The sequence below is a fragment of the Streptomyces sp. NPDC002044 genome (genome assembly GCF_040296725.1).
GTDB lineage: Bacteria > Actinomycetota > Actinomycetes > Streptomycetales > Streptomycetaceae > Streptomyces > Streptomyces antarcticus.
On sequence record NZ_JBEOXU010000081.1, the window covers coordinates 13,427 to 27,547 of the forward strand.

Sequence of the window (14,121 nt, forward strand, 5' to 3'; positions counted from 1 at the left end):
TGCGCGCTGCCCGCGAAGCGATGACCTTTCCCCTCATCCCTTCACGCACGCGCGGAGACCACACGTGTCGAACCATTCGCCCGCCGCCGGGCGCAGTCTGCTGTACCTCGTTCTCGCCGGAGCCGCCTGGGGCACCGCCGGAGCGGCCGCCTCGCTCCTCTTCCTCGCCAGTGACCTCGGCCCGCTCTCGCTGTCCTTCTGGCGGTGCGCGGGCGGGCTGGCGGTACTGCTGGCCGTCCTCGCCGTACGGCGTCGGCCGCGCTCCGGCGCACGGCGGCCGCGGCCCTCGGTGCCCTCGCTGATCTCGACCGGACTGCTGTTCACGCTCTTCCAGGCGGCCTACTTCGCCGCCGTCCGCGAGACCGGTCTCGCCGTCGGGACCGTGGTCACCCTCGGGGCCGGGCCGGTGCTCATCGCGCTCGGCGCCCGCTACTGGATGGCCGAGCGGCTCGGCCGCGGCGGGAGCGCCGCCGTCGTCGGGGCGCTGGCCGGGCTGGCCGTACTGGTGCTGGGCAGCGGGGGCGGCGAGGTGCGGCCGCTCGGTGTCGGCTGGGCCCTGCTGTCCGCCGCCGGGTACGCGGCCATGACCCTGCGGGCCCGGTGGCTCGGTCAGCGCGGGGCGGGCGGCGACCCGCTGGTCACCACCGCCTGGTCGGTCGGGGTGGGCACGGTGTGCCTGCTGCCGCTCGCCGCGTTGGAGGGGCTGCTGCCGCACACCGCCGAACCCGGGCGGGTGCTGTGGCTGCTGGTGTACGTGGCCGTCGTGCCGACGGCGCTGGCGTACGCGCTCTACTTCACCGGGGCCGCCGCCGTACGGGCGGCGACCGTCTCCGTGATCATGCTGATCGAGCCGGTCAGCGCGGCGGTGATCGCCGTCCTGGTGCTCGGGGAGCGGCTGACCGGCGCCGTGGTGCTGGGGACCGTACTGCTGCTGACGGCCGTCGGGGCGCTGATCGGGGCGGAGTCCCGCCGGCCGGCGGGCGTTCCGGCGGACGGTCCGGGGCCGAGCGGGGGTGCGGGGCCGGCCGGCGGGCCGGGCGGTGCCCCGGAACACCGGCCCGGCGCGCCGCGGCGCGGTCCTCAGCGCGCGGCGAGGTAGCCCGGCAGGGCGGTGCCGGGGGCCAGGTCCGCGGCGGCCTCCGGCGTCCCGTAGGCCGGGGCGACGGGGACCACGCCCGCCCAGTACGGGAGAGCGAGGTCCTCGGCGTCGTCGTTCGGGCCGCCGGTACGGATCTTCGCGGACACCTCCGTCAGGTCCAGGCGGATCACGGCGGTGGCCGCGAGCTCCCGGGCGTTTGCGGGCCGGGAGTCGGCGGAGCGGCCCGGGACGACGTGGTCGACGAGGGCGTCCAGGGCCAGCCGGCACTCCGCCTCGTCCGTGACCTGGTGGGCGGTGCCGTGGACCAGCACCGAGCGGTAGTTGAGCGAGTGGTGGAACGCCGACCGGGCCAGCACCAGGCCGTCGAGGTGGGTCACGGTGACGCACACGGGCAGGCCGGGGTCGCTGCGGCCGGCGGCGCGCAGCGGGCGCGAGCCGGTCGAACCGTGGAGGTAGAGGGACTCGCCGACGCGGGCGAAGAGCGTGGGCAGCACGACGGGCGCGCCGTCGCGGACGAAGCCGAGGTGGCAGACGTACGCCTGGTCGAGGATCGAGTGGACCGTCTCGCGGTCGTAGTGGGCGCGTTCGCGGGACCGGGTGGGGATCGTGCGGTCGGTGGGCTCGTAGGCCCCGGCGGGCGCGGAGCCGGCCGTCTGCGTCTCCTCCGTCTCGGCGGTCTCCGTCGTCTCCGTCATCTCCGTGGTCTCCGTGGTCGAGGTCGATGTCGTGGTCATCGTGCGATCTCCATTGTATTAGTGCATAATAAGGTTTGTGCTAGGAGAGTATCGAATCACAGGGCGCGGCGCATCGGGTATCGCGGCCAGCGTCGAGGCGGGGGTCGGCGCGGGCGCGCTCGCGCCCGGAACGCCGCTGCCGCCGATGCGGGAGCTGGCCGCCCGGCTCGGGGTCAACCCGAACACCGTGGCCGCCGCCTACCGGACGCTGCGGGAACGCGGTGTCATCGAGACCGACGGGCGGCGCGGCAGCCGGGTGCGGTCCCGGCCGTCGAGTGCTCCGCGGGACGCGCTGCGGACGGAGGTTCCCGACGGCGTCCGGGACCTCACCGACGGCAATCCGGACGTGGCGCTGCTGCCCCCGCTGGACGGACCGCTGGCCGCGGCCGCCCGGACGTACGCGCGGCGGCCGGCCCTCTACGGCCAGGACCCGGTCGCGCCGGAACTGGCCCGCCTGGCCCGGGCCGGCTTCGACGCGGACGGGGTGCCGGACGGGCCGGTCGCGCTCACCTCGGGCGCCCTGGACGCCATCGAACGGGTACTGGCCGCGCACCTGCGGCCGGGCGACGCCGTGGCCGTCGAGGACCCGGGCTGGGGGAGCGTGCTGGACCTGGCCCCGGCGCTCGGACTGCGCGTGCTGCCGGTGGCGGTGGACGACGAGGGCCCCGGCACGGACGCCCTGGCGCGGGCCCTGGCGGCCGGGGCCCGGGCGCTGGTGGTGACCTCGCGGGCGCAGAACCCGACCGGGGCCGCGGTGAGCGCCGAGCGGGCGGCGGCGCTGCGCGGACTGCTGGCGGACCACCCCGAGGTGCTGGTGATCGACGACGACCACGGGCACGGCTTCGTCGACCTGCCGCTGCACCCGCTGGGCGGGGTGACCCGGCACTGGGCGCTGGTCCGCTCCACGGCCAAGGCGTACGGGCCCGACCTGCGGCTCGCGGTGCTCACGGGCGACGCGGTGACGCTGGACCGGGTGCGCGGGCGGCAGCGGCTGGGGCCGGGGTGGGTGAGCCGGCTGCTCCAGTACGCGGTCGTGGAGCTGTGGACCTCCGGCGCGGTGGACCGGGAGGCGGTGGCGCGCTCGTACGGGGAACGGCGGAACGCTCTGGTCGCCGCGTTGCGCGAGCGCGGGGTCGCGGCCCACGGGCGGAGCGGGATGAACGTGTGGGTGCCGGTCGCCGACGAGACGGGCGTGGTGACGCGGCTGCTCGCCGCCGGCTGGGCGGTGGCCGCCGGAGCCCGGTTCCGCGTCGAGTCGGGACCGGGCGTGCGGCTGACGGTGTCGCGGCTGCGGCCGTCGGAGGTCGCGGCGTTGGCCGACGCCGTGGCGGCGGCGGTCCGGCCGGGGGCGGCCGGGGTCCGCTACGTCTGACCCCGGCCGTCGCGAACCCGTACCCCTACCGCCCGGAGGGTCCCTTGCCCCGGGCCGTACGGTGCCGTCAGGCCGGCTTGCGGGCGGCGGGGCGGGTCTGGGTGAGTGCGGCTCCGGCCAGGACGATCAGGGCGCCGACCGGGGTGTTCCAGTGCAGCTGCTCGCCAAGGACCAGGACGCCCGCGGTGGTGGCGATGACCGGGATGAAGTAGGTGACCATCTGGGCGGTCGTCGGGCCGACCTCCGACACGAGTCCGTACTGCATCTGGAGGGCCAGCCCGGTGCCGAGGGCGCCCAGCGCGATCACCGACAGGGTCGGCCAGAGCGGGAACGAGACGGGGGCCGAGGTGAACGCCGCGCTGGCCAGGGTGAGCTGGAGCGTGGAGACCAGGAGCTGGCCGCCGGTCATGGCCACCGGGGAACCCGGGGTGCCGGCCAGCGTGCGGCGGACGTAGATCCAGCCGATCGGGTAGCAGAGCGCGGCCAGCAGGGCGAGCGCGGTCCCCTCGCCGTCGACGCCCGAGAAGCCCTGCCAGGCTCCGAGGACGGTGAGGACGCCGAGGAAGCCCAGGCCCAGGCCGGCGAAGCGGCGCCGGGTGGGGCGGTCCTCGGACAGGGCCACCATCGACAGCGCCATGCCCCACAGCGGGGAGGTGGCGTTGCAGATGCCGGCCAGGCTGGAGGGGATGCTCAGCTCCGCGAACGCGAAGAGCGAGAACGGCAGCGTGTTGAGCAGCAGCGCCGCCACCGTCAGGTGGCCCCACGTGCGCAGGCCCCGGGGGAGCGGCTCGCGGCGCACCAGCAGTACGGCGAGCAGCGCGAGCGCGCCGAACAGCACCCGGCCCAGGGCCACCTGGAACGGGGGGTACGCCTCGGTGCCGACCTTGATCAGGAGGAAGCTGAAGCCCCAGACCACCGAGAGGACCGCGAAGCGCACGCGCCAGTCGAGGAGACGGGCACGGCGGCCGGACGGCAGCCCGGCCGGGGCGGCGGCGAGGCCGGCGGTCCGGTCAGGGGTCGGGGCGGCGGTCCGGCCTGCGGTCTGGTCGGGGGTCGGCTGGGCGCCCGGGTCGGGGGAGGGTGTCGTGGGGGTGGGGCGGGGGGCCGCGGGTGCGCTCATGGCCTTTACTGTGCTCGTATCAACTTCGTAGGACAAGCGAGAGTTCGTCGGGGCGACGTCGTAGCATTGCTTACATGTTGAACCTGGAGCGCCTGCGCACCCTCGACGCACTCGCCCGCCACGGCTCGGTCGGCGGAGCGGCGGGCGGCCTGCACGTCACCACCTCGGCCGTGTCGCAGCAGATGGCCAAGCTGGAGCGCGAGGTCGGCCAGCCCCTCCTGGCCAGGAACGGGCGCGGGATCCGGCTCACCGACGCCGGACGGCTCCTCGCCGATCACGCGGCCCGGATCATCTCCCAGGTCGAGCTGGCCCAGGCCGACGTCGAGGCCCAGCGCGGATGCGCGGTCGGGGAGCTGCGGATCGCCGCGTTCCCGACCGCCATGCGCGGCCTGCTGCCCCGGGCCCTGTCCGCGCTGCGCGCGGACCATCCGGAGCTCCGCGCCCTGGTCCGCGAACGGGAGCCGGAGGAGAGCATGGCCGCGGTGGTGCGCGGGGATCTCGACATGGCGCTCGCCATCGACTGGCACAACAAGCGGATGCCGGTGCCCGCGGAACTCACCCGGACGCACCTGCTCGACGACTCCGTGGACATCGCCGTGCCGGCCGGCCACCGGCTGGCCGACCGCACGGAGATCTCCCTCGCGGAGTTCGCCGAGGACGACTGGATCTCCTGGAACGAGGGGCAGTTCTGCCACGAGTGGCTGGTCTTCACCCTGCGCGGCACGGGCACGGAACCGCGCATCGCGCACATCGCCGAGGAACACCACACCCAGCTGGCCTTCGTGGAGGCCGGGCTCGGGGTGTGCGTGGCGCCCCGGCTGGGCCGCGGCCCGGTGCCGGACGGGGTCCGGCTGCTGCCGGTCTCCGACAGCGTCCGCCGCCACGTGTACGCCGTCTGGCGCGCGGACGCCGGCCGGCGGCCCTCCATCCGGGCCGCGGTCGACGCGCTGCGGCAGGCGGCCGACCGGGTCCAGGGGGTGTCGTGACCGGTAAGGTCCACCGGGTCGCGGCACTAGATCTTGCGGAAGTCCCAGGAGACGACCGCCTCGGGGGTGAGGCGAATCCAGGCGTGCCGGCCGTCGTGCGGCATCTCCTCGATCCCGAAGTTCTTGACCGGGAAGATCCGCTCGGCCTCCGCCAGCTCGGGGCACGGCTCTCCCGTGCGCGGGGCCTCGCCCACGAAGACGGCGCTGCCCGAAAGCTCCACGCCGCGCAGCTCGTCGTACGACTCCCCGGAGTCCACGACCACCGAGATGCGGGGATCCTCGCGCAGGTCGGACCAGCGCCGGCTGCGGGTGATCGAGTACAGCCACAGCGAGCGGCCGTCCCAGGCGAACCACAGGGCGCCCACGTGCGGACGCCCGTCCGGGGAGACCGTCGCCACCCGGCAGGTGCGCTGTTCCCGCAGGAAGGCGTCCACTTCCTCCCCGGTCATCATGATGCGGCGGCCCCGCCGCTGCGCTCCGTCGGGGAGCGTCGCGTCCGTGAGCGTCCCCTCCGTGAGCGTCCCCTCCGTGCGTGTCGCGTCCGTGCGTGTCCCGTTCAAGCGTGCTTCGTCGTCCATCCGGCCCGCGCCCCTTCACATCTGACTGTGTGTCAGGAATCATGCGGGCTCTTCCGTCGCCACGCCAGGGGGAGCCATGCCGGATCTCGATCCCGCCACCACCGCACTGCTCACCGTCGAGTGCCAGAACGGTGTCGTCGGCGAGGAGAGCGCGCTGCCCGAACTCGCCAAAGAGGCACGGGACTCGGGCGTGCTGGGGCGGGTGGCCGCGCTGGCCGACGCCGCGCGCGGGGCCGGCGTACAGGTGCTGCACGCGGTCGCCGAGCGGCGTCCGGACGGGCTCGGCGCCAACACCAACGCAAGGCTGTTCCGGGCCGCCGGGAAACTGCCCGTCCGGCAGCTGACCGGGAGCCGGGCGGTGGAGGTCGCGGCCCCGATCGTGGTGGCCGGGCAGGACCTGGTGGTGCGGCGGCTGCACGGGCTCTCGCCGATGGCGGGCACCGACCTGGACGCGCTGCTGCGCAACCTGGGCATCCGTACGCTCGTCGTCACCGGAGTCTCCTCCAACATCGCGATCCCGAACACCGTCTTCGACGCCGTCAACCTCGGCTATCAGGTCGTGGTCCCGGCCGACGCCATCGCCGGGGTGCCCGCCTCCGTCACCGCGGAGGTCATCCGCAACTCCCTCGCGCTGGTCGCGACCATCACCACGGCCGAAGAGCTGCTCGGGCAGTGGGCTCCCGCGACCTGACCCCCCTCACGCCCCGCGAGAGGGCGCCTCGCCGCCGCCGGCGGCGTGGGCCACGGCCAGGATGTGGGCGGAGGCGTCGGTGAGCGCGGGGTGCGGGTCGGCGACGCGGGCCGCGGCGAGTGCCGCCTCGTACATGTCCGTGCCCAGGAGGTTGGTACCGGTGTATTTCTCGATGGCCTTGACCGCCACCCAGCCCGGTCCTTCGACGCCGTAGAGGGTGGGGTTGGCGAGTCCGGCCCGCGTGACGTCCGCGAGGAGCTCCGCGGAGGTCTGGAAGTAGGCGACGGTGAAGCCGCGCTGCCCCGCGTAACGGCCCCGGTCGAGGGTGTCGCGCAGGCTGTCCTGGACCTCTGGCTCGGTGATGCCGGTGGTGGCGATGTAGTCGAGGAGGGGGGCGTAGCGGGAGATCGCGGCTGCGGCGATGAGGCCGCCCGGCCGGGCCGCGCGGGCCGCCTCGGCCAGTGCGCGGATCCGGTCGGCCGTGTCGTGGAGGTGGTAGAGCGGGCCCAGGAGGAGCACCGCGTCGTACGTCCCGGTGGTGGCGGTGAGGTGGCGGGCGTCGCCCACCTCGGCCGTCACACCGTCGACGGCGGCGGCCTGGCGGACGTGCTTGGGCACGGGGTCCACGACGTGCACGGTGTAGCCGTCTTCCGCGAGCCAGCGGGCGTGGGTTCCCGGTCCACCGCCGACGTCGAGCACGCGGGCCGGTGCGGGTGGGAGGTGGCGGCGGAGCAACTCGCGGGTGCGTGTGAGTTCCAGAGAGCCCGTGGCGTTGGTGTGGAGCCGTGCGGCTTCGTCCGACCGGGTGTAGAAGTCGATGATCTCCGGGCGTACGGAGGGGGTGCTCGTCATCGGTGGGTCCTCGTCCTGGGGAGGCTGGTGGTGTCCGGCAGGGTAGGGGGCGCGGCGCACCGGCCGCCGCGGATTTTCGGCGGACCAGGGGAGCGTGACCCGGACGACCCGCTCGCTTCAGGCCGGAGGCGCGGGGCCGGTGCGCGGTGCGCGGTGCCAGGGGCCTATGGGTTTGGCCAACCCGTGGGGGGTGCTGTGGGGTTGGTGGAAGGTGCCGTCTCGGAGCATGGCGAAAAGGACGGCGGCTCGTCGTCGTCGGGCGAGGCAGAGGAGGGCCTGGGTGTTTGTGTCCTGAACGCGAAAGGGACTGTTAGGGCAGCTCCCAGAAGCGATGCTGTGCGAGAGATGAAGGTGTGGCCCTTCGGAGTCGCCCTGCGGGGGGAGACTTCAAACCGCCTCATGCTGCGTTGGTGAAGACCGTCGTGGAGCGATGAGGAAAAGGCATCCAAGAGGTGTCTAACCACGGCGGGAGAACCACGAGGTCCGCTGGCCTCAGGCCTGAGGAGTGAGGGCGCGGCGTGGACCGGGACCCGGTCCGGTGAAGCGGCATGTCCGGGGCGGGGCGACGGGGCGCGCGGCGAAGTCCGAGCTCTCCCCTGGCCGGACCCGGCCGTCGAGCCCCTGGAATCTCGGTAGGGCGCGACGATCACGACGCCTAATCTGGCGGTGGGGCCCCTCGACACTCGCCGGGGAACGGGGCACTGACTGAAACTCCCCAGATTCTCCCCAAGGTCCTGGGCCGACACGCCGCAGGGACGCACAGGAGGAGAGTGTCCCTTTTATTGAAAGGCTTAGCGAATGGATACCCTGGGAAAATGCTCACAGAAGTGATCGCGACCCGCTACGTCACGCCCCTGCGTGAGGGCGGCTCGCTCCCGGGGATCGTCGAGGCCGATGATCTGGGGACGTACGTCATGAAGTTCACCGGTGCCGGCCAGGGCCGCAAGACGCTCGTCGCCGAAGTCATCTGTGGGCGCCTCGCCCAGCGTCTGGGACTGCGGGTCCCGCGGCTCGTGCAGATGCAGCTCGATCCCGTCATCGGGCTCGGCGAGCCCGACCAGGAGGTCCAGGAGCTGCTGAAGGCCAGTGGCGGGCTCAACCTCGGCATGGACTACCTGCCCGGGTCCATCGGCTTCGATCCGCTCGCCTACCAGGTGGATCCGGTCGAGGCCGGGCGCGTGGTCTGGTTCGACGCCCTGATCAACAACGTCGACCGGTCCTGGCGCAACCCCAACCTGCTCGTCTGGCACGGCGACCTCTGGCTCATCGACCACGGCGCCACCATGATCTGGCAGCACAACTGGCCCACGGCGGGGGCCGCGGCCGCCAAGCCGTACAACGCCTCCGATCATGTCCTGGCCCCCGTCGGACCGGACGTCGCGGCGGCGGCCGCCGCGCTCGCGCCGCTCGTCACCGAAGAGCTGCTCACCGAGGTGGCGGCCGACGTTCCCGACGAATGGCTGGTCGACGAGCCCGGCTTCGACACGACCGACGCCCTGCGCCGCGCCTACGTGGAGGTGCTGCTGCCGCGCGCGGCCTCCATCCACGAGAGGATCACGATGGAGGCCGAGGCGAGGCCGCGGTCCGGCCCTCCCGGATGGCTCGCCGAGCGTCTTGCCCCCCAGCCCCACCGGAAGAAGAGCGACAGCGAGTGATCAAGCGGGACGTGTTCGAGTACGCGCTGGTACGGGTGGTGCCCCGGATGGAACGGGGCGAGTGCTTCAACGCCGGCGTGATCGTCTACAGCCGGGCCCACGCGTACGTGGCCGCCCGCATCCACCTCGACGAGGCCAAACTCCTCGCCCTGGACCCGGAGGCCGACGTGACCGGGGTCCGGGCCGCCCTGCGCGGGGTCGAGGGCGTGTGCGGCGGCGGGGAGGGGGCCGGCCAGGCGGCCGGCGACGACGCGGGCCGCCGGTTCCGCTGGCTGATCGCGCCGCGGAGCACCGTGGTCCAGCCGGGCCCCGTGCACACCGGACTGACGGCAGACCCCGCCGCGGAGGTGGACCGGCTCCTGGGCCTGCTGGTCCTCTAGTCGCCGGCGTCGTTCCGTCCGGCCGGGGGGCGTCCGCCGGCCGGACGGAGCGGACCCCCGTTGACACCGGGTGCCAGGGCTCCTAGCGTCTCCTCAGCTGAAGCTACTAAGCGGTTGCTCACCTCTGGGCGGCCGCCTCTCAAGGGCGAGGAGATCCAGCATGTCCACCACCGAGCAGCGCGTCGCGATCGTGACCGGGGCGGCCCGGGGCATCGGCGCGGCCACCGCCGTACGCCTGGCCGCCGAAGGCCGGGCGGTCGCCGTACTCGACCTCGACGAGGCGGCCTGCAAGGACACCGTGGAGGCGATCACGGCGGCCGGCGGCACGGCGCTGGCGGTCGGCTGCGACGTCTCCGACGCCGCGCAGGTGGAGGCGGCCGTCGAGCGGGTCGCGAGCACGCTCGGCGCCCCGACCGTCCTCGTGAACAACGCGGGCGTGCTGCGCGACAACCTGCTGTTCAAGATGAGCGAGACGGACTGGGACACGGTCATGAACGTGCACCTGCGCGGCGCGTTCCTGATGTCGAGGGCCTGTCAGAAGTACATGGTCGAGGCCAAGTTCGGCCGCATCGTGAACCTCTCCAGCAGCTCGGCTCTGGGCAACCGGGGCCAGGCCAACTACGCCGCCGCCAAGGCCGGTCTGCAGGGCTTCACCAAGACCCTGGCCATCGAGCTGGGCAAGTTCGGCGTCACCGCCAACGCCGTCGCCCCCGGCTTCATCGTCACCGAGATGACCGCCCAGACGGCCGCGCGCATGGGCATGGGCTTCGAGGACTTCCAGGCGGCCGCCGCCACCCAGATCCCCGTCCAGCGCGTCGGCCGTCCCGACGACATCGCCAACGCCATCGCGTTCTTCACCGGCGAGGCCGCCGGCTTCGTCTCGGGCCAGGTCATGTACGTGGCCGGCGGCCCGCTCAACTGACGAGAGGCAGGGCGCACGTCATGACGTACGACGGCATCGACAGCGGCAGGGTCGCGCTGATCACCGGCGCGAGCCGGGGCATCGGCTACGGCGTCGCCGAGGCGCTGGTCGCCCGCGGCGACCGGCTCTGCATCACCGGGCGCAACGAGGAGGCCCTGAAGGAGGCCGTGGAGCGGCTTGGCGCGGACCGGGTGATCGGGGTCGCGGGGAAGGCGCACGACGAGGCCCATCAGGCCGTCGCCGTGGAGCGGACGATGGAGGCCTTCGGCCGTGTCGACTTCCTGGTGAACAACGCCGGCACGAATCCGGTCTTCGGCCCGATCGCGGACCTCGACCTCGGGGTCGCGCGCAAGGTCTTCGAGACCAACGTGATCTCCGCACTCGGCTTCGCGCAGCGCACCTGGCACGCCTGGCAGAAGGACAACGGCGGGGCGATCGTGAACATCGCCTCGATCGCCGGCGTCTCGGCCTCGCCCTTCATCGGCGCGTACGGGATGAGCAAGGCCGCCATGATCAACCTGACCCTCCAGCTCGCCCACGAGATGGCACCCGGCGTCCGGGTGAACGCGATCGCCCCCGCGGTGGTCAAGACGAAGTTCGCCCAGGCGCTCTACGAGGGGCGCGAGCAGGAGGCCGCGGCGGCCTATCCGCTCGGCCGGCTCGGGGTTCCGGAGGACATCGGAGGGGCCGCGGCGTTCCTCACATCTGCACAAGCGGAATGGATCACTGGGCAAACTCTCGTCGTTGACGGAGGAATGTTCCTCAATGCCGGCGTGCACTGACCGATAATCGGACGCATTGGCCTCCTGAAGAGAGCCAAATGCATAACGAATATGCACGGAACCGGTCAAGTGCCCCACGAAACCTATCCATTGGATTCGTGGGGCACTGCGGTAGGGTCTGCCGCACCCCTGGCTGATCGAGGAGCGTGCACGTGTTCAACCGGACCAGATGCCTGCAGATCACTGCGGCCCTTGCGTCCATATCCCTGCTCGCCGGATGCGGCCTGCTCTCGGACGACAGCGGTGGCGACCAGAAGAGAATCGTCGTCGGCACGACCAGCGCCCCGAGCACCCTCGATCCGGCGGCCGCATGGGACGGTTCCTGGGAGCTGTACCGGAACGTCTACCAGACGCTGCTGGCCTTCCCGACGGGCTCCACCAAGCCCCAGCCGGACGCCGCCCAGGGCTGCGAGTTCACGGACACGGCGAACGAGTCGTACCGGTGCACCCTGCGCAAGGGCCTGAAGTTCTCCAACGGCGAGCCCCTGGACTCCAAGGCCGTCAAGCACTCCCTCGACCGGATCCGCACCATCGGCCACAAGCTCGGTCCCAAGGACCTCTTCGGCACGCTGGACAAGATCGAGACCCCGGACCCGCTGACCGTCGTCTTCCACCTGAAGACCCCGGACGCGACCTTCCCGTACGTGCTCGGCTCCCCGGCCGCCTCGCTCGTCGCGCCGAAGGACTACCCGGCCGACAAGGTCCGCGAGGACGACAAGGTCACCGGCTCCGGCCCGTACGTGCTCGACTCGTACAAGGACGCCGGCGAGGCGGTCCTGAGCCGTAACGGCAGCTACGCGGGCTTCGCCAACCGCCGCAACGACGCCGTCACGATCCGCTACTTCAAGGACTCCGCGAAGATGATCGCGTCCCTGAAGTCGAAGGAGATCGACGCCACCTACCGAGGTCTGTCGGCCGCGGAGGTCCGGGACCTCCAGGCCCCCGACGCCCACTCGCAGGGCGTCCAGGTCGTCGAGAACGTCGGCGCGGAGATCCGCTACCTGGTCTTCAACCCGAAGGACCAGCAGGTCAACAAGCTGGCCGTGCGCCAGGCGATCGCCCAGGTCATCGACCGCGGCGCGCTGGTGTCCAAGGTCTACCAGGGCACCGCCGAACCGCTGTACTCGATGGTTCCCAAGGGGGTCGTCGGCCACAAGACGCCGTTCTTCGACAAGTACGGTCACGCGGACGTCGCCAAGGCCAAGAAGATCCTCAAAGACGCGGGGATCACCCAGCCGGTGGACCTGACCTTCTGGTACACCACCGACCGCTACGGCGCCTCCACCGCGGACGAGTTCACCGAGATCAAGCGGCAGCTCGACGAGAGCAACCTCTTCCGGATCACCCTGCGCGGCCAGCCCTGGAAGACCTTCCAGGAGGGCTACAAGGGCGGGGAGTACCCCATCTTCGGCCGCGGCTGGTTCCCCGACTTCCCGGACCCGGACAACTTCATCGCGCCGTTCGTCGGCAAGGAGAACGCGGTCGGCACGCCGTACGAGCCCGCGCAGATCATCAACGAGCTGCTGCCGAAGTCCCGCCGCGAGGGCGACCGCTCCGCCGGCATCCGCGAGTTCGAGCAGGCCCAGCAGATCTTCGCCGAGGACGTCCGGCTGCTGCCCCTGTGGCAGGGCAAGCTGTACGTCGCCGCGCGCGACGACATCGCGGGCGCCGAGCGGGCGCTCGACCCGCAGACCGCCATGCAGATGTGGGAGCTGTACCGCAAGACCAGCTGGTAGGCGACGGCCGCCGGAGCGGTGCGCGGCCGGAACGGGCGCGCACCGCGGCAGGCGGCCGAGGCGTTGTCAGTGGCCCCGGGTAGGTTCTGGAGCAGTCGCACGAACTTGTACCGGAGGTTTTTGCCGTGACCCAGATGCTGCCCGAGTCCTGGCTTCCCGTCCTCGGCGGGGAGCTGGACCAGCCCTACTTCAGGGAACTCACCGAGTTCGTCGAGAAGGAGCGGGCCAACGGGCCGGTCTACCCGCCGCGCGAGCAGGTCTTCGCGGCCCTGGAGGCCACTCCCTTCGACCAGGTGAAGGTGCTGGTCCTCGGCCAGGACCCCTACCACGGCGCGGGCCAGGGACACGGCCTGTGCTTCTCCGTGCGGCCCGGCGTCAAGACCCCGCCCTCGCTCCGGAACATCTACAAGGAGATGAAGGAGGAACTCGGCCTGCCGGTCCCCGACAACGGGTACCTCATGCCGTGGGCCCGCCAGGGAGTCCTGCTGCTCAACGCGGTGCTCACCGTCCGCGAGGCCGAGCCCAACTCGCACAAGGCCAAGGGCTGGGAGAAGTTCACCGACGCGGTCATCCGCGCCGTGTCCGCGCGTCCCGACCCGGCGGTGTTCGTCCTGTGGGGCGCCTACGCCCAGAAGAAGCTCCCGCTGATCGACGAGGAGCGGCACGCGGTCGTCAAGGGAGCCCACCCGTCCCCGCTGTCGGCCAAGAAGTTCTTCGGCTCCCGGCCCTTCACGCAGATCGACGCGGCCGTCGCCGCCCAGGGCCATGAGCCGATCGACTGGCGGATCCCCGACCTCGGCTGACGTGCCCCCGCGCCTCGGCGCCATTGCCGGTGCCTGCGGCTAGCTTCGTGACGACCGGACCGGAGCAGGTCCGGCGGAGCGAGCCGGAGGCCGCGTTGACGGAGCAGCAGGAGGCGTCGGAGGACGCCGTCATGACCCGGATCGGCCAGGCCGTCATCCTGCTCCACGCCGGGGACCGCGAAGAGGCCCGCAACCGGCTCGGCGCGATCTGGTCCGAGATCGGCGAGGAGGGGGACTCCCTCCACCGGTGCACGCTCGCGCACTACATGGCCGACGCGCAGGACGACCCCGCCGACGAGCTGGCCTGGGACCTGCGCGCCCTGACCGCGGCCAACGCGCCCGCCACCGGGGCCGTGCCGGGCGAGGGGATCCCGGCCGGGCGGACGCCGCATCGCGAGCCGCGGCTCGCGA

General features: G+C 72.6%; 14 protein-coding genes and 1 pseudogene. 11 read left to right on the forward strand and 4 right to left on the reverse strand.

The window, feature by feature from the left end:
- Nucleotides 1–64 precede the first annotated feature (64 nt).
- Nucleotides 65–1,099 carry a DMT family transporter gene (locus tag ABT106_RS20330; RefSeq protein WP_351279190.1) on the forward strand — a complete coding sequence of 345 codons (1,035 nt, stop codon included), beginning with the start codon at nt 65–67 and terminating at the stop codon, nt 1,097–1,099.
- Here ABT106_RS20330 and ABT106_RS20335 read toward each other — a convergent pair.
- Nucleotides 1,081–1,794 (reverse strand): pyridoxamine 5'-phosphate oxidase family protein, encoded by a 714-nt coding sequence (locus ABT106_RS20335; protein ID WP_351279217.1) that lies wholly within the window; start codon nt 1,792–1,794, stop codon nt 1,081–1,083. The two genes, ABT106_RS20330 and ABT106_RS20335, sit on opposite strands and share 19 nt — an antisense overlap.
- A 76-nt stretch (nt 1,795–1,870) precedes the next feature.
- Between ABT106_RS20335 and ABT106_RS20340 the strand changes: the two genes are divergently transcribed.
- Complete coding sequence (locus tag ABT106_RS20340) at nt 1,871–3,205, forward strand: aminotransferase class I/II-fold pyridoxal phosphate-dependent enzyme (protein WP_351279192.1); 1,335 nt, start codon at nt 1,871–1,873, stop codon at nt 3,203–3,205.
- Nucleotides 3,206–3,272: 67 nt separating this feature from the next.
- On the opposite strand, the gene ABT106_RS20345 is transcribed toward ABT106_RS20340, so the two are convergent.
- A complete protein-coding gene (locus ABT106_RS20345) occupies nt 3,273–4,361 on the reverse strand; it encodes a DMT family transporter (RefSeq protein WP_502979437.1) in 1,089 nt (362 codons plus the stop codon).
- Between the two features lie 38 nt (nt 4,362–4,399).
- On the opposite strand from ABT106_RS20345, the gene ABT106_RS20350 reads away from it, so the two are divergent.
- Entirely contained in the window at nt 4,400–5,311 is a 912-nt protein-coding gene (locus ABT106_RS20350; protein ID WP_351279197.1) for a LysR family transcriptional regulator, read from the forward strand.
- Between the two features lie 26 nt (nt 5,312–5,337).
- On the opposite strand, the gene ABT106_RS20355 is transcribed toward ABT106_RS20350, so the two are convergent.
- Nucleotides 5,338–5,763: a pyridoxamine 5'-phosphate oxidase family protein gene (locus ABT106_RS20355; RefSeq protein WP_351279220.1), complete on the reverse strand. Its 426-nt coding sequence runs from the start codon at nt 5,761–5,763 to the stop codon at nt 5,338–5,340.
- 202 nt (nt 5,764–5,965) lie between these two features.
- On the opposite strand from ABT106_RS20355, the gene ABT106_RS20360 reads away from it, so the two are divergent.
- On the forward strand, nt 5,966–6,580 hold the full coding sequence (locus tag ABT106_RS20360) for an isochorismatase family protein (RefSeq protein WP_351279200.1): 615 nt from the start codon (nt 5,966–5,968) through the stop codon (nt 6,578–6,580).
- A 6-nt stretch (nt 6,581–6,586) separates the two neighbouring features.
- On the opposite strand, the gene ABT106_RS20365 is transcribed toward ABT106_RS20360, so the two are convergent.
- Nucleotides 6,587–7,432 (reverse strand): class I SAM-dependent methyltransferase, encoded by an 846-nt coding sequence (locus ABT106_RS20365; protein WP_351279203.1) that lies wholly within the window; start codon nt 7,430–7,432, stop codon nt 6,587–6,589.
- Between the two features lie 815 nt (nt 7,433–8,247).
- Between ABT106_RS20365 and ABT106_RS20370 the strand changes: the two genes are divergently transcribed.
- From ABT106_RS20370 to ABT106_RS20400, 7 genes and pseudogenes are all read left to right on the forward strand, one after another.
- Nucleotides 8,248–9,087: a HipA family kinase gene (locus ABT106_RS20370; protein WP_351279206.1), complete on the forward strand. Its 840-nt coding sequence runs from the start codon at nt 8,248–8,250 to the stop codon at nt 9,085–9,087.
- The gene (locus ABT106_RS20375) at nt 9,084–9,467 is read left to right on the forward strand and encodes a DUF3037 domain-containing protein (RefSeq protein ID WP_351279208.1); all 384 of its coding nucleotides are present in this window, start codon (nt 9,084–9,086) and stop codon (nt 9,465–9,467) included. The genes ABT106_RS20370 and ABT106_RS20375 overlap by 4 nt, the downstream gene beginning before the upstream one ends.
- Nucleotides 9,468–9,627: 160 nt before the next feature.
- Nucleotides 9,628–10,389: a 3-oxoacyl-ACP reductase FabG gene (gene fabG, locus ABT106_RS20380; protein ID WP_351279211.1), complete on the forward strand. Its 762-nt coding sequence runs from the start codon at nt 9,628–9,630 to the stop codon at nt 10,387–10,389.
- A 20-nt stretch (nt 10,390–10,409) separates the two neighbouring features.
- Entirely contained in the window at nt 10,410–11,171 is a 762-nt protein-coding gene (locus ABT106_RS20385) for an SDR family oxidoreductase (protein ID WP_267725949.1), read from the forward strand.
- Nucleotides 11,172–11,323: 152 nt separating this feature from the next.
- Nucleotides 11,324–12,907: an ABC transporter substrate-binding protein gene (locus tag ABT106_RS20390; RefSeq protein ID WP_351279214.1), complete on the forward strand. Its 1,584-nt coding sequence runs from the start codon at nt 11,324–11,326 to the stop codon at nt 12,905–12,907.
- A gap of 134 nt (nt 12,908–13,041) precedes the next feature.
- Nucleotides 13,042–13,710, forward strand: a complete 669-nt coding sequence (ung, locus tag ABT106_RS20395) for a uracil-DNA glycosylase (RefSeq protein WP_351279222.1) — start codon at nt 13,042–13,044, stop codon at nt 13,708–13,710.
- 95 nt (nt 13,711–13,805) lie between these two features.
- A pseudogene (locus ABT106_RS20400) lies at nt 13,806–14,121 on the forward strand (hypothetical protein); the annotation flags it as partial.